This window comes from uncultured Veillonella sp. (genome assembly GCF_963534045.1).
Classification (GTDB): domain Bacteria; phylum Bacillota; class Negativicutes; order Veillonellales; family Veillonellaceae; genus Veillonella.
Genome location: NZ_CAUSQT010000024.1, coordinates 1 through 26,221 on the forward strand (window position 1 = coordinate 1; position 26,221 = coordinate 26,221).

A 26,221-nucleotide genomic window follows, 5' to 3' on the forward strand; every position below is an offset into this window, starting at 1 on the left:
GGGCCCCACCTACAAATTAGTACACGCCTGTTCTAATTCTACAAACAGGGTTATAGGGGCCCCTAAAAATTAGAACAGGCCTGTTCTAATTTTAAAGACGTATATTATACATCCCCAAGAATTAGCACAAGCCTGTACTGTATAACAATTATTTTATTTTGGTTCTTTCAACCAGAAGCTCATTAATAACCCGATTGCGCCAACAGGTATCAATGTCATTAATGCTGTTGGTACATCATAAATATCTGCTAAATGTCCAATATAAGGTGCTACGAGACCACCTAATGTAATGCCAAGCCCCAAGGTAATGCCTGATGCAAAGCCTGCATTTTTAGCAAGGTATTTTTGACCTAACACAGTTATAGGTCCATATTGCGAGAATACGCCAAAGGCCATTGGTATCATGGCGCCAAAGAATCCCCATTCATTTGGTACAAAGATAAAAACTAATACGGATGGTAAAAATATAATATTACCTAAGCGCACTGTTTTTAGAAAGCCTAGCTTATCCGATAGTGCACCACCCATGTAGGTGAGAACAGCACCCATCGCAAAATACATGGTAAGTGCCAAACTCGATGCACTGGCTTCGCCATTGATAACGGTAATGTACAAAATCGGAATAAAAATCGATAATACGGAGAACAAAATTGATCGAGATGCGATAACGAAAAATAACTTCGTAAAACTCACCCAATCGTTTATGCCCGTATTTTCACCTTTAATTGGGCTTTCACATTCACGCACATCACCGGTCTCAGTCGTATTACCTGTGAAAGCATATAGATATAGCAACACACCGAGCGCGGCAATAGCCGTAAACACCCAGAGGAATTGAGCGCCAAAGACATAGACGCCACCAGCAATGAGCGGTCCTAAGGCAAACCCAGCGCTGCCACCAACCGCAAAGCGCCCCATGGCATTGCCAATCTCATGAGATTGTGTACGATTCACAAGTAGAGCCGCCTCAGGATGAAATAGTGCAGCCCCGACCCCAGACATAAGCGCCAAGGCCAAAATCATTTCGTAACTCGTAGCCAATGCAATGGCACTAATCGATACAAGTGTCACCGCAAAACCTACAGGAATAAACCACGGCACACGCCACCGATCAGCCACATATCCAAGCACAGGCTGCGCAATAGACGCCACAATGGTATTACAGAAAATAATCGCCGCCGATTGATAATAATTGAGATTAAAATTAGCAATAAAAAATGGTATCAATGCAGCGAGAGAACCTTGACCAAAGTCGTTAATGCAATGAAAGATAGGCGGTGCGTATTTTCTTATGGTGCTTTTCATGTATCCTCCGTAAGTAGGGGATAGGCTAAGTAAAAAAGCCTCCACCGGCCAGGTCTGACTTCGCCCTTCGGGCTTCGCAGGGCCAAAGTCGTTTTTTTACTTAGCCTATCCCCTTTCTAACCAACTATAATTGTGAAGCACCGTAAGAAAATACGGCACTCACTGTAATAAAAGCCTCCACCGGCCGGGTATGCTTCGCCCTTTCGGGCTTCGCAGGGCCAAAGTCATGTTTTTATCGATACCATCACCTTTCCTATGTACGTTATCTAATAAAAGCGCCATATGAAAATACGGCACTTGCTGTAAATAAAATAAGAGTCTGTCCCTATGGCCCGTTTCGGCATAGAACTTATAGCGAAAAGGACGGATACCTTCCTCAAAACGACTTCAGGTCTCGCTTTAGCGCGATAGCGTGTCGACTTTTCCTCGTCCCAATGGCTCATTTCAGCATAGAATCTATAGCGAAAAAGGACGGGTACCCTTCTCAAAACGACTTTGCCCTGTCCCCGAAGGGGACAGATTAAGGCGGTGGAGGCTTTGAGGAGGGTGCCCGTCCTGTACCGGTAGAATTATAGGCCGAAACGAGCCATTATTGTATCTACGTGTTTCAATAGTTTATAAGGATCGAAGCATGCATCGATTTCTTCGTCGGTCATGTATTTTTTGATATTTTCATCGGATTTTAGACCTGTAGCGAAGTCTTTGCCTTCGAGCCAGCGTTCCATAGCGTGTTTTTGTACCCAACGGTATGCTTCATCACGTACAGCACCTTTGTCTACGAGGTGTGTCAAGATTGTTTGGCTGAATACAAGGCCACCTGTAAGGTTAAGGTTTTTAAGCATTGTTTCAGAGTATACCAACAATTTATCGATGGTACGGATTGTTAGGTGAAGCATATAGTTCAACGCGATGGTTGCATCTGGTAAGATAACGCGTTCTACAGAGCTATGGGAGATGTCGCGTTCATGCCACAATGCTTGGTCTTCGTACGCAGATTGTGCGTAACCGCGCAACAAACGAGCCATGCCGCAAATTCTTTCACATGTAATAGGATTGCGTTTATGAGGCATAGCGGAAGAACCTTTTTGTTTAGGGCTGAAGTATTCTTCGGCTTCGCGCACTTCGGTACGTTGCAAGTGACGGATTTCTAATGCGATTTTATCCAACGTACCGCCTACAACAGCGATAGTGGACAATAATTCAGCATGACGGTCACGTTGTACGACTTGAGTCGCAATTTTAACAGGTTCAAGACCGAGTTTTTCACATACGTATTGTTCTACGAATGGATCGATGTTGGAATATGTACCAACGGCGCCGGACAATTTACCAACGGCAACGCTTTTGCGAGCATGTTCCATACGTTCGATATCGCGTTCTACCTCTGCCATCCAAAGGCAAAGTTTTAAACCGAATGTAGTAGGTTCGCCATGAATACCGTGAGTACGGCCAATCATAGGCGTATGTTTAAATTCTGCAGCGCGACGGCGCAATACAGCGTGTAATTGTTTCAAATCTTCGATCAAAATATCGCAAGATTGTTTCATCATATAGCCAAGTGCAGTATCCTTAACGTCTGTGGATGTCAAGCCAAGATGAATGTATTTAGCTGCTTCTGGGCCTACATATTCGCCTACAGCAGTCACAAAGGAAATGATGTCATGATTTGTTTCACGTTCGATTTCGTGAATTCTTTCAACATCAAAATTACCCTTTTCCCGAATGATTTTTGCCGCTTCCTTCGGAATAACGCCAAGCTCAGCTTGCGCTTCAGATGCCAATGTTTCAACCAATAACATTGTGTCGAACTCGTTGCGTTCGCTCCAAATATGGCCCATTTCTTCTCGTGTATAACGTGGTATCATGATGTCTCCTTTGCATGGTGAAAGCTAGATTTTTTATATAATAATTGTACCATATGTGAAAGCTGGGTTCAATAAATCTTATGTAATTTTCCGAATAATATATATATTAGCATTTCTTAATGTTCGGCATTCTCTGTAATTAAGTTGAAATTGTACTAATAATTCCATACCGCACATACACTTCGACATATTATTTCTATCTGGCATTGTATTTCTCCTTCGGCATTTTTTGTATTGTATTTCTCTTTCGGCATTTTGTTTCGGTATTGTATTTATATATAGATTGATTTGTAATTTGTTATTATAATATATAATAGTAATGTATAAATAAGTTATATCTCGTATCAACATACTAGTAATACACACATATAGGAGTACATCATGGCGAAGAAACAACGCAAAGAACGGATACAACAACCTAAAGAATCGCAAACAGCGGGGACTTTGATGAAATTATTTTTCCTCATCAGTTTTGTCGTCCTCGGCCTATTCGTGTTTAACGATATGCCTATCAACTGGATTTTAGGTGTATATGTAATCGATATCTTAGTGTCGCTCGTATATGTGGCTTTCAACAGAAACCGCATCACCACATCCGATGTGGTGCACACGAATGTACGTCGCATCGTGGCTTTCTTGATTATGCTCATCACCATGTTCTTCTACGCCTTTGCATTGTGGCGCGTCGATCAATATACTACACAAATGCAAGTGACATTATTCATCGGTGGCGTCATCATTTACTATGCGGTGTTCAATAGCACGAAAACGGCTTTAAAAAAGTAAGTAGTTGAACAGCGGATTAATAATATAGCACGTAGTCGAACAACGAATTTCTAAAATAGTAAGTAATATGCATAACAAAAGAGGCATATCTTACATACGTTCTTGTATGTGAGGTATGCCTCTTTATTGTCCGAGTACGACAGGAATGGCAAGGGATACAACTTGTCCTCGTTTATTGACAATGCTACCGCTAGTCTTGATGATACGGATGGCTTCATCTCGTACATCGGGAGGAACGGAATCCTCTACGATACGCGGTGTATTAACGCCGACGATGACATTGCCATTGGCATCAAAGTTAACGCGCACAACGGCTTCGCCACGCACGGATGATGCTTGGCCTTGTTCTTTCACTTGGCGCAAATATTCCGTAGGATTAATATCCGATTGTTCAAGCCATGCTCGTTGGCCCGGCGTCAGCAAATTAAGTGCATCTGCAAAAAAGGACAGGTCTTTATCTGTATTGTCGAGACCATTGCCTTCTGCATTAGGGTCCGTCGATACATCATTGCCTACTAATTTCTTTTGTTGTTCCTGTTTTTGATGGGTTACAACACCGGTCTCACCGCCAGTAGCCTCAGATTCAATAGCCTTTGGAACAGCCCATTCCCGTTTTGTAGTCGGTGCTGGTTGTTCTGTGTCTATCTTTTTCTGTGGTTCTACGGTGTTGACAGGCGGTTTAGTTTCTTGTTTCTGAGCTACCGACGCAGGTGCATCGGCAGGAGGTTTTGCCTCCTCTGACGGTGGCGTTACCGTTGGATGCTCCTCGGCGTGTTCGCTTTCACCAGCATCAGCCAAGTCAAAGCTAATTTCAGCCGCCTCTTGGCCTGCACCAGTACCGCCCATGCCCTTTAGTGAAAGCCCCATCCCCGTTATCATGAGGATGCTGATACACAGGGATATCAAAAACGGTCGAAAATAATGGGATTCAAACATAGAATCACTTCCGATCCGTAGCGACACTAATGTACTTAGCGCCGTTTACTTTCAGCATATCAAGAAGGGCGATGACCTCGTTGTAATACACATCCTTAGACGCGCGGATGACAAACGCCTGACGCGGCGTGGTCCGCACGATATCCTGCACCTCTTGAGAGAGATTGTCCGCAGAAATTTCGCGGTTATCGATATAAAGTTTATGCGATGTAGTAAGGGTAATGATGATCGGCTCAATAGATTTAGCCGTCGAAGTCGATGTGGATGGTAGATTTAACGGGATTTGTTGCTCCGTATTCATGTATAAGGTGCCGACCATGAAGAATACCAATAGGAAAAATACGATATCAATCATCGGAATGATCATGATGGTCGGTTCTTTTTTCACTCCTAATGTACGGCGTCTCATAGGTCATGTTCCTCGTTGTACGCATCGAGGATGCTGCCACATTCATGTTCTAAGGCTACGACGAAATCATTCACCTTCGCTGCACAATAACTATGAAAAGCGAGGGCAATGATAGCCACCGTAAGACCTGTAGCAGTTGCTACCAAGGCTTCGGATACACCGCCTGTAATGATGGTAGGGGCCCCAATATCGCCGCCTACAACGGCAAAGGCGCGAATCATACCGAGAACGGTTCCGAGCAAACCGAGCAATGGCGCCATCGTAACAATCATGCTGAGCCAGCCAAGGCCGCGTTTTAATCGTTCATCTGTATAGCCTACCAAATCTTGCAAGCGGTTTTCTAAACCATTGTAGTTTTTTGCGCTACGCAAGGCCTTTGCAAAGAGAGTGCCTAGATTTTGTGTATCTCGTTCCAATACGGTTGGCAGCATAATCCAACCTGGATGATTATTTAGAACAGCAGTAAATTGGCGCATGTCCTTACGGAATTTACGGTATAGAAAAAATCGTTCTATACCAATCATTAGTGTCACCACAAGGAAAATAACGAGTGGATACATAACGAAACCACCAGCTACAAATAAATGTGTAATACTACTCATACTAACCTCCAAAACCCACACCGATTTAGGCTCTTATCTAATAATTATACCACGTTTTTACACATCAAAACATATAGGGCTTACGATAGATGAGTAAAAATATACTAGTTGATGCATACAATCTGACAAAGATCTTAACTAGGATAAGAAAATACAGAAAAAGGGCTACATCAATAGACATGCTAATTGATGTAGCCCTTGTACGTACAATTTTATGTACCTTTGTATGAATTTTTTATATGTACTATTTATATTGTGCACGCTATGAAGCGCAGGCTTTCATAAATGGCACAGAATCGATTCGTACATAGCTAGATATTATTTATCAAGTTTGTTAATATCCAAACGATTCATACTGCCAATGAAGCGATTGTAAGATTCAATCATATCATTATAATGATCATTTGATTGATCACCTAAGAATGTACGAATTCTACCGATAGTTGTATTTAATTGAGACTTAGCAGTATTATATTCTGGACTAGTAACGGTGCTAGCTACATCCATGATGCCTTGTAACTCTTGGTTAGCTGCATTTACATCGATTTGTTTACCTTCTTCAAAGCCATCTAATAGAGCCGTTAAGCGTAAATGAACTTCTTGAACTGCAGCTGCGTTTTTCTTACCAGAATCTTTAAGTTCTTTTAACTGTTCTTGTTGGTTTTCCGTGTTGTGTTTGTGAACTACTGCATCTAACTGATTATATGCTGCATAGAATTGATCATATAGTTGAACGTATTTAGGTCCTAATTGTTGTTCCTTAGCATAATTATCTGCTTGATATGAATTAGTTTGGTAGTACGTATCCAATTCACTGGCTACTGGTACAATATCCTTTAATACAGCCAATACGTTGTCTAAAGGTTCCTTCATATCATCATATGGTACGCCAGCGTCTTTAGCAGCTTGCAACTTTTGTTGTAAGGTATCAAAGTGTGGTGCCATGAAGCTTGTTAAATGTTGCCCCTCTTTTAGTTTTTGAACGGACGGATTGATAGCATATCCAAAGCGTACGGACCAACTATTAAAATCGCCAATCGCTTCGATATAGTTATTGAACACTTTAATGTCCTGTTGCGATGCCTTTTGAGCGCCTTGTTGCACCCCATTGGCAATCTTAGAAAAACTACAGCCACTCATGAACAATGGGGATGTAAGAGCAGTTACACACAATACTGCTGTTGTCAGTTTTTTTACTAATGGATTCAAAATAAATCTCTCCTTTTAAAATAACCCATAAAGTATACATCTATAACTAAATTATATACTATATATGATTTTTGTGAAAGCTATATTTATGCATTTCATGAAACAAAAAAGGCATAGTACCTAACATTTTCTATCGAATACAAACTGATAGCAGTATAGATACTATGCCTATATGTATAGAGATTATTTTAAGGACTTGTCAAAGACGCCTATGAGTTCTTCGACGGCTTGTGATTCACTCATTTCACCATCTAAAACGGCCGCTTCGACTTCGCCCATACGACCTTGAATGACTATATTATTAAAGAATAGGTTGTGCAAGTGTTCGTCAATCATATCGCGTACCCAACGAAGGGATTGTTCTTGACGACGTTTGAGGAATACGCCATTTTCTTTACCTTGTTCCGTAAATTCTTGAATCACATCCCATAATTCGTCGAGGCCGTCCTTTGTAACGGCAGAACATGTGTAGGCTTGAGTTTTCCATTTTTCCGTAGCAGGGCGGATATAATGCAACATCCGATCATAATCACTACGGGCAATGAGAGCTCGTTTGAGGTTATCCCCATCCGCCTTGTTGACCACAATGGCATCGGCCAATTCCATAACGCCTTTTTTGATGCCTTGTAGTTCATCGCCAGCACCGGTCAATACGATGAGCATAAAGAAGTCGACCATGGAACGCACAGTAACCTCACTTTGCCCAACCCCAACGGTTTCGACGAGAATAATATCATACCCAGCAGCCTCGCAAAGCAGCATGGTTTCTCTACTTTTACGAGCTACACCGCCTAGTGTACCACCAGCCGGCGATGGACGGATATACGCCTCTGGATGTTTCGTCAACGTTTCCATCCGCGTCTTATCGCCCAAGATACTGCCCTTGGTGACTTGGCTCGTAGGGTCTACAGCAAGTACGGCCACCTTGTAACCTGCTTCAATGAGCATGTTCCCAAAGGCTTCGATAAATGTACTTTTACCGGCCCCAGGCACACCGGTGATACCGATGCGCAATGCCTTACCTGTACGAGGCAATATGGCTTGTAACACTTGTTGAGCTAATTTAAAGTGTTCCTTATTATTACTTTCTACTAATGTAATAGCCCGTGAAAGTATAACGCGGTCCCCCTGCTCGATACCGCGTACATAATCAGCGACAGTTAATTTCTTGCGCCGCTGTACGGGACGTACCGATGGAGCCAGATGAGCAGAACTAGATAAAAGGCCATCGTGCATTTCTTTGACACCTTTCATGACGTGACACGCAAAGGTATCCTCTTTTTTCGCATCTTCTGGCACCCAATCGGGACGGTAGGTATCAGTCATTAGACTCTTCTTCTTGAACGTGACTAGTCAATGTTTCTAGTAATTTTTTCGCCGCTACTGGCAAAACTGTACCAGGGCCAAAGATAGCCACTGCGCCATGTTCGCGTAGGAATTCATAGTCCTGAGCAGGGATTACGCCACCGATGGCAACCAAAATATCTCCGCGACCGCGTTTCTTAAGTTCTTCTACAAGTTGAGGTAACAATGTTTTGTGACCTGCTGCCAAAGAACTGAATCCGACGATGTGAACGTCATTATCCACAGCATCTTGCGCTGTTTCTTCTGGAGTTTGGAACAAAGGTCCGATATCCACGTCAAAGCCCATATCCGCGAAGGATGTAGCGATAACTTTGGCACCGCGGTCATGACCGTCTTGGCCCATCTTAGCAATCATGATACGAGGACGACGACCTTCGAGTTCTTCGAAGTCATCCGCCATTTGACGTACTTCTTTGATAACATCGTCATCTTCATATTCGCTGGAGTATACGCCAGAGATAGAGCGGATAACCGCTTTATGACGGCCGCAAACTTTTTCAACAGCAAAGGAAATTTCGCCCAAGGATGCACGCGCACGAGCTGCTTCAAGTGCAAGAGCAAGCAAGTTACCTTCGCCGGATTCTGTAGCATTTGTAATCGCTTCGAGGCAGGATTGAACCTTATCTTCGTCACGGTTAGCACGCAATTGTTCGAGACGACGGATTTGCGCTTCCCGTACAGCTGTATTATCTACGTCGAGGATATCTAATGGATCTTCTTTATCTAGACGGTATTTATTGATACCAACGATAGCTTCACGGCCAGAGTCGATACGAGCTTGGCGACGAGCTGCCGCCTCTTCGATACGCATCTTAGGAAGACCCGTGTCAATCGCTTTCGCCATACCACCAAGGGATTCGATTTCTTGGATATGGCCCCAAGCACGACGGATCAATTCGTCAGTCAATGCTTCTACATAGTAGGAACCGCCCCATGGATCGATAACCTTACATACCTTAGTTTCATCTTGGATGTAAAGTTGTGTATTACGCGCAATACGTGCAGAGAAGTCTGTAGGTAATGCGATGGCTTCATCAAGCGCATTCGTATGTAGGGATTGCGTATGGCCCAATGCGGCGCCCATCGCTTCCATACATGTACGAGCCACGTTGTTGAATGGATCTTGTTCTGTAAGAGACCAACCAGATGTTTGGCTATGTGTACGAAGAGCCATAGATTTAGGATTTTCAGAACCGAAGCTCTTAATAATCTTAGCCCATAACATACGAGCCGCACGCATTTTAGCCACTTCCATAAAGTAGTTTTTGCCGATAGCCCAGAAGAAGGACAAACGAGGTGCGAATTGGTCAACATGAAGGCCTGCATTTACACCGGTACGGATGTATTCAAGACCATCGGCCAATGTATAACCTAATTCGATATCCGCCGTTGCACCCGCTTCTTGCATATGGTAGCCAGAAATAGAGATACTGTTAAATTTAGGCATGTTCTGGGATGTATACGCAAAGATATCACCGATGATGCGCATGGACGTAGCTGGAGGGTAAATATAGGTATTACGTACCATGAACTCTTTCAAGATATCATTTTGGATTGTACCAGCCATAACCTTTTTATCAACGCCCTGTTCTTCACCAGCTAGGATGTAGAACGCCATAACAGGCAATACGGCGCCGTTCATTGTCATGGATACGGACATTTGGTCAAGAGGGATACCGGAGAATAGAATTTCCATATCGAGGATAGAGTCAACTGCAACGCCCGCTTTACCAACGTCGCCCACTACGCGAGGATGGTCGGAGTCATAACCACGGTGAGTAGCAAGGTCAAAGGCAATAGACAAGCCTTTTTGGCCTGCTGCCAAGTTACGACGATAGAACGCATTGGATTCTTCGGCTGTAGAGAAACCAGCGTACTGACGAACTGTCCAAGGACGAGTTACGTACATTGTGGAATAAGGTCCACGCAAGAATGGAGGTACACCAGCCATATAGTCAAGGTGTGTCATCCCTTCATAATCCATCTCTGTATAGAGAGGTTTTAATTGGATTTGCTCCATTGTCGTGTTATATAAGTCTTCAAAGCTTTTTCCTGTTTCTTTTTTAAGTTCAGCAAGCCATGCATCGCGCGATGTGGCAGACTGAGATCCCAAGCCAAGAGAGGAGAAGTCTGGATTTTTAAACATGAGCTCACATCCCTTTCTTATCTTGTAACGTATTTAAAATAGCGTAGCAGTTTGCGCGAACAGAGATGAAATCATCTACACCGGCTTCACGATATACAGGCTCTAGGTCCTTAGAAGGTGCCCCTGCCAAAATAACCGTTACATTCGGCATAGTTTCTTTCAATTCTTTCGCAAGTGGTGGAACCAATTCAGGATACGTATCATCTGTAGAACAGATAACTACCACATCGGCGCCACTTTCACGAGCCGCTTTAGCCGCATCAGCCGTTGTTTCATGACCATCATTTTTGATTACTTCGAATGCCGCTACTTCAAAGAAGCCTGTGGAGAAGTCCGCACGAGGTTTATGTTGAGGAATAGGGCCCATATTAGCCAAGAATACCTTCACATTATCTTTTGTGCGTTGTTTATAATTTTCCGTACGCATACGAAGGGCTTCAAATTGTTCCGTCCAGCGATGAGCCGTAATTGGTTCGATAGTTTCAGAGGAAATATCGCCCGCCTCTAAAGCACTGCGAATTTGGCGAATTGTCATTTTGTGTAATGCACCCAATTCGATAAGGCCAATCAACGCACCTGGTTCTGTTGTGCTTGCTTCTAACGTAGCTTGTGCTTTTACAAGAGCATCTTGATCTGCACCAGCCAAGTATTCTTCAAGATGAGCTACACGTTTTTGACGTAATGTTTCTTGATTTTCAGGTTTTGGATCAAGCAATTCTTCCGTCATGTTAGCGTACATGTTATTACCAACCGCTACATCCTTACGGAATGCAAGGTTTTTAAAACGTTCATTAAGAATTGTTTTAACTTGCGCTTGAGGATAACCTTCCTTCAAGGCAGCGATAATGCCACCTTTAGACTCGATAGTTTGGAATTCATCCCAAATTTTTTCGCATAGTTCAGCTGCCAATGTTTCTACATACCAAGAACCACCTACAGGGTCAACTGGTTGACGCAATTCGAATTCAGTTTGCAACATGACTTGAATGTTACGGGCAATACGACGAGAGAATTCATCGGATTTGCGAATTGGTTGATCAAATGGAGAAACTTCAAGACTATTGAGACCACCTACAACACCAGAGAATGCTTGTGTTGTATTACGCAACAAGTTTACATATGGGTCGTATACGGTTTTTGTAAAAGCAGATGTTCTACCGTGTACATGAACGGCACGGTCGCTTTCACCAGCGCCGAAGGCCTCCATAATGCGAGCCCAAAGCACGCGCAACGCACGCAATTTAGCAATTTCCATGAAGAAGTTTGCACCCAAGGAGAATGTAAACATCATGCTCTTAGCAATGGTATGAATATCGATGTTGCGTTGTGCCAATTGCCGCACGTAGCAAACAGCTGTTGCCAATGCATAGGCAACCTCTTGCACATCGTTGGCACCGCCATTAGCGTATACATCACCGGATACGAGCACTGTTTTAAGCTCAGGTGCTTGATCCTTGGCCCATACAACAGTATGTGCCATTTCATCAAAAGCAGTATCTAAAGACATATGCAATGCACCGTCTTTAGCCCACACGCCGATAGGATCTGCACCAACGAGACCTTTCAAATCGGATGTTTGCTTTTTAGAAGCTTTCACAGTAGCCGACAACATACCGAGCAAAATCGCTGCAGATGCGCCAGTTTCAATGTATAAAGGATTTTCCTTAAGATTAAATCGTTCAATTAATTGACTGCAATCGGCCATCGTATACAAGGATGTGCCGCCTACACCAACAGATGCGCCTACTTGCACATCTTGATCATGGCGTGTTGCTTCATCAAGACGAATGTTGTGAATGGTTCCGCCTTTCACAATTTCGTATAAACTTGCATGATTGGCATCCTTCGGTAAGGATTCATCAACATATTGAGATACACCCCAAGAATCTTTGATATAGCCGCTTGCTTTCGTGCCACGTAGGAACTCGCCAGCGCCAGGATAAACGCCCTTTGGAATCTTTTCCTGATGCAATGCAGGTGTATAGATAGGTTGTAACGTAATACCTTCATAGGTTTTGGTGAACATTTTTTTATGGAAATCGCCACCTTTTAACGCCTTTTCAACTTCAGCCTGCCATCGTTCATACGTAGGTTTCTCAAATTCATCAAAGGATACAGGCGCCAGTAAATCGCGTTCAGTGTCCTTTGAAGTCTTTTTGTCAGACATATATGTGCCTCCTTTTCAACTTGAAACCATACAGGGGAACAGCGCACCGTACCAGTGAGTTGCTTCGTATATGAGTTCCATAGGTGCCAAATATATGTCCATCATGATGATGGATCTCCAGTCAAACTATTAAGCCTATGCCATATATGAACGACCCTCTAGCGTGGCAAATAAAAAAACGTGCCACCCGAGAGTGACACGTTAGGTTACATATTGAATGGTACACTAAAACTATTGTAAAAAGTATACCTCAATCCCCTTCCTATCGCTCGTAGGTACATAACGGTGATTATCAAATAGGCAGTTCTCCTGGCTCGGGCTCAACACCTTGCTTTCGCCTTCCCAGATTGCTCCAGTGACATGTATGAAAGCAGGCTCGTCCTTACAGTGGCGGGACCGCATCGGCTTGTACCGATTTCTCTATTAAGTCTTGCGACACCTATTCTCTATATTCGTTGTTCTAAGTCCAATATAGTGTAAAAATATGCACAAAGTCAATGAACATAACAGTTAATCATAAGTAGCAAATTTCAAGTTATAACTAACGCATATATAGAATGATAAAAATGCATAGGTGCAATTTAGAGAAATCACCTCTATAATTCGCTACCGCTATACTACCACCATGTTATAATAATTCTACTAGTGGGAGGTCGTATTATGAACGAAATAAACAAAAAAGGTCTCAGCACTACATTGTTGTGCTGTTTAATTTGGGGTTTGCTGCCCCTCTATTGGGCGCTTTTAAACCAAGTATCATCCTTTTCCGTATTATCGCACCGCATCATCTGGTCCGGATTTTGGATGTTCTTCCTCGTCATCGCCACAGGGCGCCAACAACTGCGTATGGACATACAACTTTTACGCACCCATCTTACGCAATTAGGCCTACTATTACTGGCTGCTATACTTATTAGCATCAACTGGTTCACCTACATTTGGGCCGTTACAAACCAACACGTACTCGACACGAGCCTTGGCTATTATATCAATCCATTGCTCAACGTATTGTTGGGCATCCTAATCTATAAAGAAAGATTACTTTGGCCACAAAAGCTAAGTATTGCCATCGCATTCTTAGGTGTGGCCATCATGACTGTTCAACTAGGTACATTGCCCATCGTCTCTATCATCCTAGCCGTATCCTTTAGCCTATACGGGGCCGTAAAAAAACGTCTCACCATCCATCCATTTTCGAGCATCGCCTTCGAGGCATGGCTCGTCACACCGATAGCATTATGGTATTTAGCGACTATAGACACCACCTCGTGGACCTTTATCGAAAACCTAACGCCGACCGGTCTCCTCCTCATCGGCGCTGGCCTTACCACATCGATTCCACTCATCCTCTTTTCATACGGTGCCCGCCTATTGCCACTAAATATACTCGGCTTTTTACAATACCTATCTCCTACCATGGGCTTCTTCTTGGCCATCTTCTACTTTGGTGAAAGCTTTGGTACAGCACAACTCATAGCCTTCGGCTGCATCTGGGTGGCACTCGTATTGTTCACCCTATCTAATCAAATGACGACACGTATTAAGATAAAAAAATAGAATACATTACAAAAAAGCTGTAGCAAATGAAATTCTCATTTAATACAGCTTTTTATGTATTCGTTTTACACGTGTCTAACGTAAATAAACTCAGATCTTTATTAATCTAATTCATTCATATTGGTCGTATTCATATTAGAAATATAATGGTTATAAGCCTCAATCATACGAGTATAGTCCTTATCTTGTTTTGAACCCATATAAGTGCGAATAGCACCAATTGTAGAGTTTACAGAGGTCTTAACAGTGTCATAGTTAGAGTTAGTAATGCCATTAGACAAATCACCAATAGCTTGTAACTCTTGATTCATGGCATTCACATCCGGTTGTTTTTCACTATCTAACTTTTCAAGAACAGCGGTAAGTCTCAAATGAACCTCTTGTGCTGCGGCTGCGTTTTTCTTACCTGCATCGCGCAATTCTTGTAACCGTTGTTGCAATCGATCGAGGTTGATTTTATGCATCAAATTATCAAAATCTGCATAGATAGGCACAAATTGCTCATACAACTGTACATACTTTGGACCTAATTGCTGTTCCTTAGCATAGTTATCTGTGGTGTATCCTTTAGATTTATAGTATGCATCGAGTTCTTCGGCTACCGGTGTAATTTCATTCAATTTTGAAAGCAGCTTATCTAGGGGCTCCTTCATTTCATCATAAGGAATACCGGCTTGCTTAGCTTCTTCTAATTCTTTTTGTAACTGTTTAAAGTTCGGTGTATTAAATACAGTTAAATGATTACCTGCTTTTAAATCATTAATCGTCGGTGTATTCGCATAATCAAACATAACAGCCATGCGATTATATCGACTTATGGCTTTCACATATTGATTAAATAATTGTACCTGATTCTGTTCCGACCGCTGTGCAATCTCCTTGCGGCTCTGCTCAGTGCCCTGCCATAGTTCTGACATACTACAACCGCTCAAAAACAAAGGTGATGTCAGCGTTAGTGCACACAACACAGCCATTGCCATCCTTTTGCCAAGTGGTTTCATGATGAATTCTCTCCTTTCATCAATATACAGCTTAGTTTATATATTCTAATTATATACCTAGTATAAATAATAAGAAATAACTCCTAACAATGGTTTTATACGTGTACAGATACAACCTATCCTACATTAGTGCAAACAGATATTGATTTAGCTAAAAATAGTAAATCCGTAAAGAAAACCTTAACCATTCCTGCGTGGCTTAACGATAGAGCCCTAGCAAAAGGGATTAATTTTTCTCAGCTTTTACAAGAAACATTGGTGGAGAAAACAATGTAAATTCACATCATTAATTGCTCAGCAAAATTAGGAGTACTGTCCACGCAATAACTGCTAAGGTGAGTAATATGATACAAAGCATCCACAGAATTATTACGAAATAGAGCATTAATTTTAGCACATATAATACATCAAACCATATACTATGACGATCCTCTAATCGCGCCATATATTCGGAGAGATGGCGCACCAAAAATGGAGCTTTCGCATTAGGATTCAGCTTCTTCCAGTACAGCATAATATACGGCGTTACAAAACAACCTACAAACACTAAGTATGTAAGGAATAGAGGTGTTTCTATATTATGTTGTGACATAAACCCTGACCAGTCCATGACCATTAGACCACCAAGGTATAGAAAAACAAACCAATATATAAATCCTACCACTTTTAAAATAAGGCGAATCATCTGTTTACTATCCATTGTGACAATCCCATTACTATCAATAATCTAGTCTTTTCGAGTTTTATAAGACTATAATCCTACTAATGTTTTAAATCTCTCATTATTGTGAAAGCGTTCAAAATGATCTTGTTCAGCAGCAACAGCCTTTACAGAGGCATCAATGTTAATTGCTTTTTCAAGCCAATCAAGGGCCTTAGTATCATCCCCTTGGTCTGCATAAATGGTAGCAATACCATACACAGACCAAGTATTACTAGGGTCCTTTTCTAATACCTTTTCGAACCATCGTTTAGACTCGGGTAATTGACCTTGTAACTTATAGACCATGGCCATATTGTAGTAATTAGCCACATTATTAGGATCTAAATCATAAGCCTTTTTAGTATCTGCTATGCCTTTAGTAGTATCTCCATTTAAAGCCATAGCAAAACCACGAACCGAATAAGCGTCTGCATTATTTGGATTATCCTTAATAGAAGCTGTTGCCTCCTCGATGGCTTGTGCATAATCACCAGCAGATAAAGCCTGTTTAGCGACAGTTAAGTGACTATCTAGATTAGTCATTTTGCTACTGTCTTGAGTGGATTCACTAGAACTCTTAGTATTGCTTTCGGTATTACTATTATTTGCATCCTGATTTAGCCCACAGCCACTAATAATTATAATTAGGGCAAGTATGGATAAAATTTTCTTCATAATATATGTTCCATTCTTAAATTATCTACGATGTACATAATATAATGATATAATAAAAATACCTCCAGAAAGGAGGTGTTATATTGGAGGAGTTGTTTCATACACTCTGGGGTACCTTGCTTGCCCCTCTTATTGTTGCCCTAGCAGTAACTACCTACAGCTATTGGCTCAACAATAAGAATAAAAAATAAGCAAGAAAAAGGACGAGCTGCCACTCGTCCTTTTTTTGTTATATTGTAGGTAATTTCATACACTCTACTACCTACATATAGTATACCATATTTATTAGAAAAATAAACATCTAACAATAAATACAAACACGCAAACAAAACAAAGTGCTAACATCTTACTACGATGTTAGCACTTTGTTTTAATTTAGTCTATTAGATTTTCTAGTACAATTATTTTTTAGCCTTAGAGCAACGATCCAACAAGTACGCAACGCTTACGAATGGAATGCCGCCGCTTTCACCAAGACCAATTTCACATGTAGAACTGGAACTTACGCCAAGTGTAGCACCGTATTCGGCAACTTCACTAGCAAGGTCTTTTGTAGCACATTTATTAAGTTCTGGTGTGAAGAAACCTTTTTGACCAGCAAAGCCATCGCATGCGAAGGATTTAATATTGAATACATGGTCAGAGCATAGACGTGCCAAGTCTTCGATGTATTGAGATTTGCCCAATACTTTGATTTTACATTGTTTATGAACAATAACGCGTTCATCGCATTTTGTAATGTCAAGACGAGGTACTACGAATTTGCATAAGAATTCAGAAATATCATTGATTTCTAAATCTGGCATATGTTTGAATGCATGGTTGAAGCATGCACTATGGTCGATAACGATTGGGTATTTACCATTTTGAGATGCTTTCATCAACGCATCGTGTAAATCTTTTACAGCACGTTCATGTACGTCATCGTAGTTTTCAAAGCTCAAGCCGCAGCAGAGGTTTTCGATATGTTCAGGATAGATAATATCGATTTGAGCCTTATTGCAGAGGCTTTCAACAACTTGTTGCAAGCTACGTTGATCATCATAACCTTGGTTTTGACGGAACGCACGGTTCGCACAAGTACTGAAGTATACAACCTTTTCAAAGTTAGTAGGTTTAATGCGGTTTTTCAATTTATAGCGGTTAGCCTTAGGTGTTGTTTTAGGTACATAAGGTGTTACGCCAGTTACGCCATGTAAACCTTCCGTAATTTTGGAGATAGCTTTTTGTGTGATAATAGCACCTGCAATACCTTCAAGGCTTACGCCGGCACGGCACATTTCAAGAGTACTAGAGAAGTTGTCGTAAATTTTCTTAGCCAAACCAGGTGCTGGTGGATCGATACGACGCATGGACAATGCGATTTGTGCAGTATCGATGCTAAGTGGGCAAAGGCCTTTACACATGGAGCATGCAGCACAAGTTTCAACACCGAAATATTCGTAACCTTTTTTAAGTTCATTTGCAACAGCGAAATTGCCTTCATTTTCAAGGCGTTTAGTTTCGCGCAACAATGCGATACGTTGGCGTGGTGTCAATGTCAAATTACGGCTAGGGCAGTTCTTTTCACAGAAACCACATTCCATACAGATTGTGAAAGCATCATCGATAACGCATTGAGCTTTAAGGTTTTTCTTGTACACATCTGGATCATCAGTAATCATAACATCAGGGTTCAAGATGCGAGTAGGGTCAAAGATTGCTTTGATGCGACGGTTGATTTCGTACGCTTTGCGGCCCCATTCCATTTCGATGAAAGGTGCCACCATACGGCCTGTACCATGTTCGGCTTTCAAAGAACCACCGAAACCAGATACGCGTTCGGACATTTCTTTCACCAAATCACCGAAGTTCTTAGTATCTTTAGGGTCGCTGAAATCAGGTGTAATGTTAAAGTGAACGTTACCGGACAACGCATGACCGAAGATTACGCCACCATCAACGAAGTCGTATTTGTGGAATAATTCGGTAAGCATTTCGATGCCCTTAGTGAAGTCTTCGATTTGGAAGCAAACGTCTTCTGTGATAACAGTAGTACCTTTTCTACGTTGACCACCAACGATTGGCAAGATACCTTTACGGATTGCCCACCAGGAATCGTATTCTTTAGGATCTTGAGAATAAAGACTTGGAATAGCTGTTGGAATATCTTTCAATTGTTCTTTAATGAAAGCCAAGTTTTTATCAACAGTTTCTTTGGAGTAGCTTTCAGTTTGGAACAAGATAGCACTTGTACCTTCTGGCACTTCACGAACGAAGTCAGGTACATTATCTAGAGTTTGAACTGCTTTAAGGGATTGATAGTCCATCATTTCAGCAGCAACAACCTTTTCACGGCCCATATTAGCCAAGGCTACAACGGCAAGAGATGCATCGTTCAATGTGCTGAAGAACATGAGACCGCAACCTTTATGAGGTACATCTTCAACAGTGTTGTACACGATTTCAGATACGAAGCCCAATGTACCTTCAGAACCGATGAACAAGTGATTGATAATATCGATGATATCTTCAAAATCTACAAGGGAGTTCAAGCCGTAACCTGTAGTATTTTTGATTTTATATTTGTGATGAATCAAATGAGTCAACTCTTCATCAGCCAAGATTTCTTTGCGCAATTGCAAAATATCTTCAACCATTTGTGGTTTTTCTTTGAGGAATTGATCGATGCTCTTTTTATCGGATGTATCCAAAATAGAACCATCTAATAAAACAACGCGAATAGAGCGAATTGTTTTATAAGAGTTTTGTGCAGTACCGCAGCACATACCGGAGGAGTTATTGTTTAAAATACCGCCTACCAATGCTGTTGCAAGCGTTGCAGGGTCTGGACCAATTTTACGGTTATATGGTTTCAACAAATCATTCGCATCGGAACCGATAACACCACATTCACAACGCAATGCTTTGCCATCGTCGATAACTTCCATTTTTTTGAAGCCATCATTACAAACGATAAGCACGTCTTCACTGGAACATTGACCAGACAAAGAAGAACCAGCTGCACGGAATGTAAATGGTGTACCGCATTGTTGACACAAACGAATAAGACGACGTACTTCGGATTCGTTTTCTGCTTTTACCACTACTTTTGGTAAATAACTGTAACAAGATGCATCTACACCATACGCATAACGGCGCAGACGGTCTGTATAAACACGATCCTTACAAATCGCTTGCGCCTCTTTGGCAAAACGATCATAATCTTTAACTAATGTACTCACTTGAAAAGCCTCCAATCCTATCCTTAGGAAAATTTCTTTTATAACTAGTATACGCCGTTCTCATTTCGGTCGCTACCATTATGCATAAATTGTATATGAAATATAAATTCTATAGATACATAATACAAAAAACACTTTAGTTGAAAGTTGATTTCATTTACCCAAAAAATAAGTAGTTTCCCTAGGAATACACATCAATAAAAATATATGATAACTACTTATGAAAGCCCATATGGGTATCCCCTATCAATATGCGTATCCATGGGAATCAACCGCTCTATAACACGAATACAGATCTACACCAATATATGAATATTTATGTGAATTTTCCTACTATCCTGTATATTACACATTAGGAATTATCAATATAAATTAGTTATGCGTTTTAGGAATAGATGCTAAAAAGCACAGACAAAAAGGGCTATAGCAAAAATGAGGTAATCTCATTTCTGTTACAGCCCTTATATATATTTTTCTTATGTTTACTATATAGGTACTCTTATAAATTAGTACAGGCGTGTTCTATTTGTAAAAGCATCATATTTTTAAGTGCTCTTATAAATTAGTACAGGCGTGTTCTATTTGTAAAAGCATCATATTTAAGTGCTCTTATAAATTAGTACAGGCGTGTTCTAATTCTAAAAGCCTCACATATAGGCCTCCATATAAATTAGAACAGGCCTGTTCTAATTTTAAACAGCAATGTATATCTATAGCTATAATGCCTAAAACAATATCCCAGATCCAATAATCAATTTAATAGCCAATGCAAATACACCAATACTCATAAGTGCTAAGATAGCCTTGGCCCTGAGTCGTTTTGCTATTTGAGCGCCTGCTTGAGCCCCAAATATGGCGCCGATACTAGCAGGGATAGCAATGTTAAATACGATGTGATTCTCCACAAGATGGGTAATAACACCAACCGCCGTAGATACAGCCAAAATAGCATGGCTTGTAGCCGTCGCTAAATGGGTTGGAAATCCCATGATGTAAATAAGAGCAGGCACATGTATAAGGCCACCACCAATACCTAATATACTGGAAATAAAACCAACAATAATACTAATACCAATGCCTATAGGTTTATTATAGGTTACTTGGTCCATCGTAAGAGATTCTTCCTTACGCTCGCCCTTTTTACCAAAATTCTTAAATCCAATTAAAAATGATGCACATAGCATAAAACATCCAAAAGCAAATTTAAATCCTGGTCCAGAAAATGCATCAGACATTTGAGCCCCTATAATGGCCCCTGGGAATGTGGCTATACTAAAGATTAAAGCGGCACTAATATATACCTTTTTCTGTTTAAGATACGCCAGTGATCCTGAAATAGCATTACACATAACAGAAAATAACGATGTACCAACAATCATGGATGGCGACCACTCTGGAAACCAGTACATGAACAAAGGCACAAATATGATGCCACCTCCGGCACCAATAATAGTACCTAACATAGCCGTAAAAAATCCGACTACGATAAAAAATAGATAGAATAAAATGATATTATCACTCATATGGATACCTCTACTCTACAATCACTGTAGATCCATTAGGAATAATAGTAATCGATGCATCCTCGCCCATAATACCACGAGCGATGCTCAATGCTTCATCTAATGTAGACGCCGGCGTCATATGCATATCGCGAATGACTTGGTGGTCGCAATCTTGAGTCACAACGATGACCTTATAGTGATTCAAGATACGCGCTAAAATTTGAATTTTCCATTGGTAAGGTTTTGTTTCATTACGAGGTACACCGTGAATATCATCTAAGATTTTTTGAGGGCTTTCCATATTTTTGAAAGCTTCATATAATGCTTGTCCCCCATGTCCTTCTTTACAGGAAGCAGCGATAATGATAACACCGCCATCCTTACAAGAGGCTTCGCCAGCTGTCATACCCTTTACAGATTGATATAGATTTTGATCAGATGGGTAGCCACCATTACTTGTGATAACGATATCTGCAGGGATAGCTTTCACAGAAGACAAGGAGCGAATAAACTCATACCCTTCCTTATGCGCATCCACACAATCGCCAGCCACAGCCTTGATAATTTCCTTTTTGCTATCGATGATAACATTCAAGATAAACTGCAAATTCGCTTTTCGTGCAGCGTACAACATATCCTTGTGAATCGGATTTTCATCGATTTTACCAGTCCGGGAATGCTCGCTTTCAATAAATTCAGCACAATGATTAGCCAACACAGTCACCTTGGATGCAACACCAGGCAACACGGATTTACGACCACCCGAGAAGCCCGCAAAGAAATGAGGATTGATAAGCCCTTCGGCGATGAGCAATTCCGTTTCCACCGCCAAGCGATTAATGACGCACTTGCCGCCAGATGGCAACGTGCCGATTTCCACCATATTCGCAGCATCCTCAGAATCATGATTGATGAGTTTTTCGTTATTCACGATATCCTCGCCGAACCGATGCACCATCTCTTCGTGCGTCATAGCACGGTGAAAGCCAGTGGCAATCAAAATCGTAATATCAATAGTCGGATTCACCGCGCGAATGCGACGGAGCAAAATTGGCAACGTCACCTTACTAGGCATAGGGCGCGTATGGTCACTGGTTATAATAACCATATTTCGTTTGCCCTCAACCAATGCTTCAAGAGACGGACTATTAATCGGATGATCAAGCGCCTCCTCAACAAGCTCGGCCGGACTCTTCTCCGCCTTATACGCCGCCGCATTAGACACAAGAACCCCTTGCACGAACCGTTCATCAATAGACACATCTACACTTTTATAATCATAAGGAAAAGAATACGTCTTCATACCAGTACCTCCTGTTGTATATACACTAAGTATAACAGAAATAATAGAGAGCGGTAAGAGTAAGGGGCCGCTAAAAGCTCCACCGGCCGGGTCTGACTACGCCCTTCGGGCTCCGCAGGGCCAAAGTCGCTTTTAGCGACCCCTTACTCTTTTCCACCATAGAACAGAGAAATCATATTTCCAATCTATAGTTGAAGATGAGAAAAAGGTGCGCCCCCTCAAAAAAATGACTTCGAGTCTTTCCCATATAGCCCTGGCAATGCAGCCAAATCTTATTTTCAATCTATAGTTGAAGATGCGAAAAAGGTGAGCTACCTCAAAAAAACGACTTCGGGACTTTTCCATATAGCCCCTGGCAATGCAGCTAAATCGTATTTCCAATCTATATGGTTCTAAAGGATAAAGGGCTGAGACCCTACTAAAAAACGACTTTGGCCCTTTCCACATAGCCTATGGCAATGCAGCTAAATCCTATTTCAAATCTATGTTAGATTTAAGACGAAAACGCGAGGTCCCTCTGAAGAAATCGACTTTGGCCCTGCGAAGGCCGCAGGCCGAAGTCAGACCCGGCCGGTGGAGATTTCTTTAGAGGGACCTCGCATCCCAAACGTATTTAAAACTAATTAGATTGGAAATAAGATTTCGCTGCTTTTAATCGTCCTCGTTCACACGATACTTGTAGTTCATCGCCCGGTTGTAGTTTTACATCATTTAAAGGTACGATGTATGTACCATTACGGCGAATGCTGACGATTAAGGTTCCATCTGGCAGGTTAAGGTCTTGTAATTGTGTATCAACATAGGATGCAACTACGGGAACCTTGGTTTGGAAGAAGGTTTGTACATTTTCCAAATTGCTTTGACCTGTCATGGCTTGTAATAAGGAATCGTAAATTGGCGGTTCTTTTAAGAGTTCTGCTACTAGGTAAGCCACGATGGTAACGATACCGATAGCATAAATATTAGAAAAACTATTCGTCATTTCAAGGACGAGCAGAATGGCTAAAATCGGTGTTCGCATAGCGGCCGCTAGCATACCGCCCATAGCGCAGATAACAAATTGTGGCACAAAATCAGGGGATATTAACCCTACCGATGAAAGCAGGCTTTCACAAAAAGCACCAGCCGATGCACCGATGACGAGCATAGGCAAGAAAATGCCACCTTGAGCGCCACTGCCATAGCAGAAGGTGGTGAGCAAAATTTTGCCCAGCACAATGCCGCCGAGGAGCATCACGCCGTGTGACTGAAAGGCCAGTTGGCCTACCAAATCATTACCGCCGCCCAACAAGAGCTGCGAGTCAAAGCCGATAACGGCAACGGTTACAAAGGTAAGCACTAGCTTTAGAAAGCGAGAGCATTTGAGCCACTCGAAAAAGCGCTTAAAGGCGAATATCATGCGACAAAACAATACACCGCAGAGGCCCATCAAAACGCCAACGCCGAGGAGAACGGGAAAATAATCGAGCGGCATCCCCGAGGTGACGGAAAATCCGAGGGCCGGCGTAAGGCCAAAAATGGTTACCGTAATGTAGTTCGATATAAGCGTAGCCACAAAAGTAGGAATGACGAGGTACGGATAAAAGCTTTTGTGCACCTCTTCAAATACGAACATGGCCCCCGACACAGGCGCGCTAAAGGCAGCGGTTAAGCCCGCTCCAGCACCAGCCGATGTAAGGATGCGCTGTTCACGAAGGCCAGAATTCATCCAATACGACACAATTTTACCGGCAGAGCCACCGATTTGTACGGCTGGCCCTTCACGACCTACAGAAAACCCTGCAAAGCCCGTGAGTACGCCGCCAATCATCTTGGAAATGAGCGTACGATACGGCTTCATGTCGAATAAGCCAAGCATTTCCCCTTCAATTTGAGGGATACCGGAACCGCCTGATAATGGGGCCCACGTTAACAATCGATCAACAATAAAGGCAAATACGACCATAGCGATAAGCCAACCAATGGCCCATTCCAATGAAATATCGCCCATTAGATGCCATCGGATATGTTCAGACTCAAGGATTAAATATCGATAGGCTGCCCCAAAGAATCCAGCGATAATCCCTACTAAGGCCCCTTTAGCAATGAGTTCAGATAGTAATATGCGATTCATCGACATATCCGCTAAGGTAGAGCTGCGTTTATTCATTTTCCAAAGTTTCATGCATTCTCCTCCTCGTGGAAAGCATATCGAACATCAGTATATTTATAACTAGTATACTTGCCGTTTCCCACTTTTTCAAGAATGCCCTTGTAGAAGAATTTCATAAAATAAGAAACAGCATCTATATGAGCAATGATTTACCATACAGATGCTGTACAAGATTGTTATTGATTACACTTAATTAGAATATAGATTCATAAATACCAATGATTTCATCAACGGTCACATCTCGTGGATTACCAGGTGTACATGCGTCGTTGAAAGCAGACTCTGCAAGGAACGGAATGTCTTCCCGTTTCACGCCAGCTTCGCTGAGGGATTTAGGAATACCTACGTCGTCGGCTAGTTTTTGGATAACATCGATGGCAGCCTGACGGTAGGTGCTTTCATCCATAGCATCCACATTAGGCACGCCCATAACACGAGCGATTTCACGGTATTTTTCGCCTGTTGCAGGTGCGTTGAATTTCAAGACTGCTGTTAAAAGCATAGCACACGCTTTACCATGAGGAATGTCATACACAGCACTCAATGGATGAGCCATGGAGTGAACGATGCCAAGACCTACGTTAGAGAAGCCCATGCCAGCAATATATTGACCTATGGACATCGCTTCACGACCTGCATATTCGCCAGCCACAGCGCTACGTAAGGAACGGCCAATGATTTCGATAGCTTTCAAATGAAGCATATCCGTTAGTTCCCAAGCGCCCTTCGTAATATAACCTTCTACGGCGTGAACGAGAGCATCCATCCCCGTCGAAGCACATAGGCCAGTTGGCATGGACGCGGACATATCAGGATCAATAATGGCTATGATTGGAATATCATGAGGGTCTACACAAACGAATTTGCGATTCTTTTCTACGTCAGTGATAACGTAGTTGATGGTAACCTCTGCAGCCGTACCAGATGTAGTAGATACAGCAATAATCGGCAAGCATGGATGTTTCGTAGGTGCCAAACCTTCAAGACTACGCACATCGCTAAATTCAGGATTCGTCATAATCGTAGCAATAGCCTTACTCGTGTCGATAGCACTGCCACCGCCTACAGCAACAATTACATCAGCACCAGCCGCCTTACAAGCAGCCACACCAGATGTTACATTTTCAATGGTTGGATTCGGCTTAATATTGTCATAGATATCGTAATCAATACCTGCCGCATCAAGCAAATCCGTTACCTTCGTAGCCACCTTAAACTCAAACAAATCAGGCGTAGATGTAACGAGGACCTTTTTAAAATGGCGATTCTTAATTTCGTTTACAATCTCTTGAATCGCACCTTGCCCAAAAT

At 42.0% G+C, this 26,221-nt stretch carries 20 protein-coding genes, 1 pseudogene and 1 riboswitch; of the genes and pseudogenes, 4 read left to right on the plus strand and 17 right to left on the minus strand.

The features are described 5' to 3' along the window. Nucleotides 1–153: 153 nt before the first annotated feature. Nucleotides 154–1,305, minus strand: coding sequence for an MFS transporter (locus tag RYP29_RS05490; protein WP_311532589.1), 1,152 nt, complete (start codon nucleotides 1,303–1,305; stop codon nucleotides 154–156). A 569-nt stretch (nucleotides 1,306–1,874) separates the two neighbouring features. Then, nucleotides 1,875–3,170 carry an adenylosuccinate lyase gene (gene purB / locus RYP29_RS05495; RefSeq protein WP_311532590.1) on the minus strand — a complete coding sequence of 432 codons (1,296 nt, stop codon included), beginning with the start codon at nucleotides 3,168–3,170 and terminating at the stop codon, nucleotides 1,875–1,877. Nucleotides 3,171–3,551: 381 nt separating this feature from the next. On the opposite strand from purB, the gene RYP29_RS05500 reads away from it, so the two are divergent. Next, nucleotides 3,552–3,956, plus strand: coding sequence for a CAAX protease (locus RYP29_RS05500; protein WP_311532591.1), 405 nt, complete (start codon nucleotides 3,552–3,554; stop codon nucleotides 3,954–3,956). A 123-nt stretch (nucleotides 3,957–4,079) separates the two neighbouring features. Here RYP29_RS05500 and RYP29_RS05505 read toward each other — a convergent pair whose 3' ends face one another. From RYP29_RS05505 to RYP29_RS05535, 7 genes are all read right to left on the minus strand, one after another. After that, the gene (locus tag RYP29_RS05505; protein WP_311532600.1) at nucleotides 4,080–4,835 is read right to left on the minus strand and encodes a hypothetical protein; all 756 of its coding nucleotides are present in this window, start codon (nucleotides 4,833–4,835) and stop codon (nucleotides 4,080–4,082) included. A gap of 61 nt (nucleotides 4,836–4,896) precedes the next feature. Next, nucleotides 4,897–5,301 carry a biopolymer transporter ExbD gene (locus tag RYP29_RS05510; protein WP_005378118.1) on the minus strand — a complete coding sequence of 135 codons (405 nt, stop codon included), beginning with the start codon at nucleotides 5,299–5,301 and terminating at the stop codon, nucleotides 4,897–4,899. Continuing rightward, nucleotides 5,298–5,903: a MotA/TolQ/ExbB proton channel family protein gene (locus RYP29_RS05515; RefSeq protein WP_205096113.1), complete on the minus strand. Its 606-nt coding sequence runs from the start codon at nucleotides 5,901–5,903 to the stop codon at nucleotides 5,298–5,300. Before RYP29_RS05515 ends, RYP29_RS05510 begins: the two co-directional genes overlap by 4 nt. A 318-nt stretch (nucleotides 5,904–6,221) precedes the next feature. After that, on the minus strand, nucleotides 6,222–7,112 hold the full coding sequence (locus RYP29_RS05520) for a DUF3829 domain-containing protein (protein WP_311532592.1): 891 nt from the start codon (nucleotides 7,110–7,112) through the stop codon (nucleotides 6,222–6,224). 183 nt (nucleotides 7,113–7,295) lie between these two features. Beyond that, entirely contained in the window at nucleotides 7,296–8,438 is a 1,143-nt protein-coding gene (gene meaB, locus RYP29_RS05525; protein WP_311532593.1) for a methylmalonyl Co-A mutase-associated GTPase MeaB, read from the minus strand. Then, nucleotides 8,431–10,623 (minus strand): methylmalonyl-CoA mutase, encoded by a 2,193-nt coding sequence (gene scpA, locus RYP29_RS05530; RefSeq protein WP_311532594.1) that lies wholly within the window; start codon nucleotides 10,621–10,623, stop codon nucleotides 8,431–8,433. The genes meaB and scpA overlap by 8 nt, the downstream gene beginning before the upstream one ends. A 4-nt stretch (nucleotides 10,624–10,627) precedes the next feature. Beyond that, nucleotides 10,628–12,790 carry a methylmalonyl-CoA mutase family protein gene (locus tag RYP29_RS05535; protein ID WP_016476314.1) on the minus strand — a complete coding sequence of 721 codons (2,163 nt, stop codon included), beginning with the start codon at nucleotides 12,788–12,790 and terminating at the stop codon, nucleotides 10,628–10,630. A gap of 281 nt (nucleotides 12,791–13,071) precedes the next feature. After that, a riboswitch (cobalamin riboswitch) is annotated at nucleotides 13,072–13,248 on the minus strand. 202 nt (nucleotides 13,249–13,450) lie between these two features. Here RYP29_RS05535 and rarD point away from each other — a divergent pair. After that, entirely contained in the window at nucleotides 13,451–14,347 is an 897-nt protein-coding gene (gene rarD, locus RYP29_RS05540) for an EamA family transporter RarD (RefSeq protein ID WP_060808017.1), read from the plus strand. A gap of 101 nt (nucleotides 14,348–14,448) precedes the next feature. Here the strand turns inward: rarD and RYP29_RS05545 are convergent, their stop codons facing one another. Further along, nucleotides 14,449–15,348 (minus strand): DUF3829 domain-containing protein, encoded by a 900-nt coding sequence (locus RYP29_RS05545; RefSeq protein ID WP_227068733.1) that lies wholly within the window; start codon nucleotides 15,346–15,348, stop codon nucleotides 14,449–14,451. Between the two features lie 102 nt (nucleotides 15,349–15,450). Between RYP29_RS05545 and RYP29_RS05550 the strand changes: the two are divergent. Next, nucleotides 15,451–15,624: pseudogene (locus tag RYP29_RS05550) on the plus strand (type II toxin-antitoxin system HicB family antitoxin); the annotation flags it as partial. A gap of 10 nt (nucleotides 15,625–15,634) precedes the next feature. Here RYP29_RS05550 and RYP29_RS05555 read toward each other — a convergent pair. Then, complete coding sequence (locus RYP29_RS05555) at nucleotides 15,635–16,048, minus strand: hypothetical protein (RefSeq protein WP_119982038.1); 414 nt, start codon at nucleotides 16,046–16,048, stop codon at nucleotides 15,635–15,637. Between the two features lie 51 nt (nucleotides 16,049–16,099). After that, nucleotides 16,100–16,726, minus strand: a complete 627-nt coding sequence (locus RYP29_RS05560) for a tetratricopeptide repeat protein (protein ID WP_119982037.1) — start codon at nucleotides 16,724–16,726, stop codon at nucleotides 16,100–16,102. 116 nt (nucleotides 16,727–16,842) lie between these two features. Between RYP29_RS05560 and RYP29_RS05565 the strand changes: the two genes are divergently transcribed. Continuing rightward, nucleotides 16,843–16,917 carry a type I toxin-antitoxin system Fst family toxin gene (locus RYP29_RS05565; protein ID WP_229025288.1) on the plus strand — a complete coding sequence of 25 codons (75 nt, stop codon included), beginning with the start codon at nucleotides 16,843–16,845 and terminating at the stop codon, nucleotides 16,915–16,917. Nucleotides 16,918–17,127: 210 nt separating this feature from the next. Here RYP29_RS05565 and RYP29_RS05570 read toward each other — a convergent pair whose 3' ends face one another. The 5 genes from RYP29_RS05570 to fucO all read right to left on the minus strand — a co-directional run. Continuing rightward, nucleotides 17,128–19,950: an FAD-binding and (Fe-S)-binding domain-containing protein gene (locus RYP29_RS05570; protein ID WP_311532595.1), complete on the minus strand. Its 2,823-nt coding sequence runs from the start codon at nucleotides 19,948–19,950 to the stop codon at nucleotides 17,128–17,130. Between the two features lie 725 nt (nucleotides 19,951–20,675). Beyond that, the gene (locus tag RYP29_RS05575) at nucleotides 20,676–21,473 is read right to left on the minus strand and encodes a sulfite exporter TauE/SafE family protein (RefSeq protein ID WP_311532596.1); all 798 of its coding nucleotides are present in this window, start codon (nucleotides 21,471–21,473) and stop codon (nucleotides 20,676–20,678) included. A gap of 10 nt (nucleotides 21,474–21,483) precedes the next feature. After that, nucleotides 21,484–22,758, minus strand: coding sequence for a nickel-dependent lactate racemase (gene larA, locus RYP29_RS05580; RefSeq protein ID WP_311532597.1), 1,275 nt, complete (start codon nucleotides 22,756–22,758; stop codon nucleotides 21,484–21,486). A 619-nt stretch (nucleotides 22,759–23,377) separates the two neighbouring features. Continuing rightward, nucleotides 23,378–24,922, minus strand: coding sequence for a ClC family H(+)/Cl(-) exchange transporter (locus RYP29_RS05585; RefSeq protein ID WP_311532598.1), 1,545 nt, complete (start codon nucleotides 24,920–24,922; stop codon nucleotides 23,378–23,380). Nucleotides 24,923–25,103: 181 nt separating this feature from the next. Beyond that, nucleotides 25,104–26,221 (minus strand): lactaldehyde reductase (gene fucO / locus RYP29_RS05590; RefSeq protein ID WP_311532599.1); only part of this gene is annotated, 1,118 nt, incomplete at its 5' end.

What these genes read in the sequence shown, in the direction of transcription:
- RYP29_RS05545 (WP_227068733.1), bottom strand. Translation starts at nt 15,348, where the DNA reads ATGAAACCACTTGGCAAAAGGATGGCAATGGCTGTGTTGTGTGCACTA.
- RYP29_RS05575 (WP_311532596.1), bottom strand. Translation starts at nt 21,473, where the DNA reads ATGAGTGATAATATCATTTTATTCTATCTATTTTTTATCGTAGTCGGA.
- purB (WP_311532590.1), bottom strand. Translation starts at nt 3,170, where the DNA reads ATGATACCACGTTATACACGAGAAGAAATGGGCCATATTTGGAGCGAA.
- RYP29_RS05585 (WP_311532598.1), bottom strand. Translation starts at nt 24,922, where the DNA reads ATGAAACTTTGGAAAATGAATAAACGCAGCTCTACCTTAGCGGATATG.
- RYP29_RS05555 (WP_119982038.1), bottom strand. Translation starts at nt 16,048, where the DNA reads ATGGATAGTAAACAGATGATTCGCCTTATTTTAAAAGTGGTAGGATTT.
- RYP29_RS05535 (WP_016476314.1), bottom strand. Translation starts at nt 12,790, where the DNA reads ATGTCTGACAAAAAGACTTCAAAGGACACTGAACGCGATTTACTGGCG.
- RYP29_RS05510 (WP_005378118.1), bottom strand. Translation starts at nt 5,301, where the DNA reads ATGAGACGCCGTACATTAGGAGTGAAAAAAGAACCGACCATCATGATC.
- scpA (WP_311532594.1), bottom strand. Translation starts at nt 10,623, where the DNA reads ATGTTTAAAAATCCAGACTTCTCCTCTCTTGGCTTGGGATCTCAGTCT.
- RYP29_RS05490 (WP_311532589.1), bottom strand. Translation starts at nt 1,305, where the DNA reads ATGAAAAGCACCATAAGAAAATACGCACCGCCTATCTTTCATTGCATT.
- RYP29_RS05515 (WP_205096113.1), bottom strand. Translation starts at nt 5,903, where the DNA reads ATGAGTAGTATTACACATTTATTTGTAGCTGGTGGTTTCGTTATGTAT.
- RYP29_RS05505 (WP_311532600.1), bottom strand. Translation starts at nt 4,835, where the DNA reads ATGATAACGGGGATGGGGCTTTCACTAAAGGGCATGGGCGGTACTGGT.
- rarD (WP_060808017.1), top strand. Translation starts at nt 13,451, where the DNA reads ATGAACGAAATAAACAAAAAAGGTCTCAGCACTACATTGTTGTGCTGT.
- RYP29_RS05500 (WP_311532591.1), top strand. Translation starts at nt 3,552, where the DNA reads ATGGCGAAGAAACAACGCAAAGAACGGATACAACAACCTAAAGAATCG.
- larA (WP_311532597.1), bottom strand. Translation starts at nt 22,758, where the DNA reads ATGAAGACGTATTCTTTTCCTTATGATTATAAAAGTGTAGATGTGTCT.
- RYP29_RS05560 (WP_119982037.1), bottom strand. Translation starts at nt 16,726, where the DNA reads ATGAAGAAAATTTTATCCATACTTGCCCTAATTATAATTATTAGTGGC.
- meaB (WP_311532593.1), bottom strand. Translation starts at nt 8,438, where the DNA reads ATGACTGATACCTACCGTCCCGATTGGGTGCCAGAAGATGCGAAAAAA.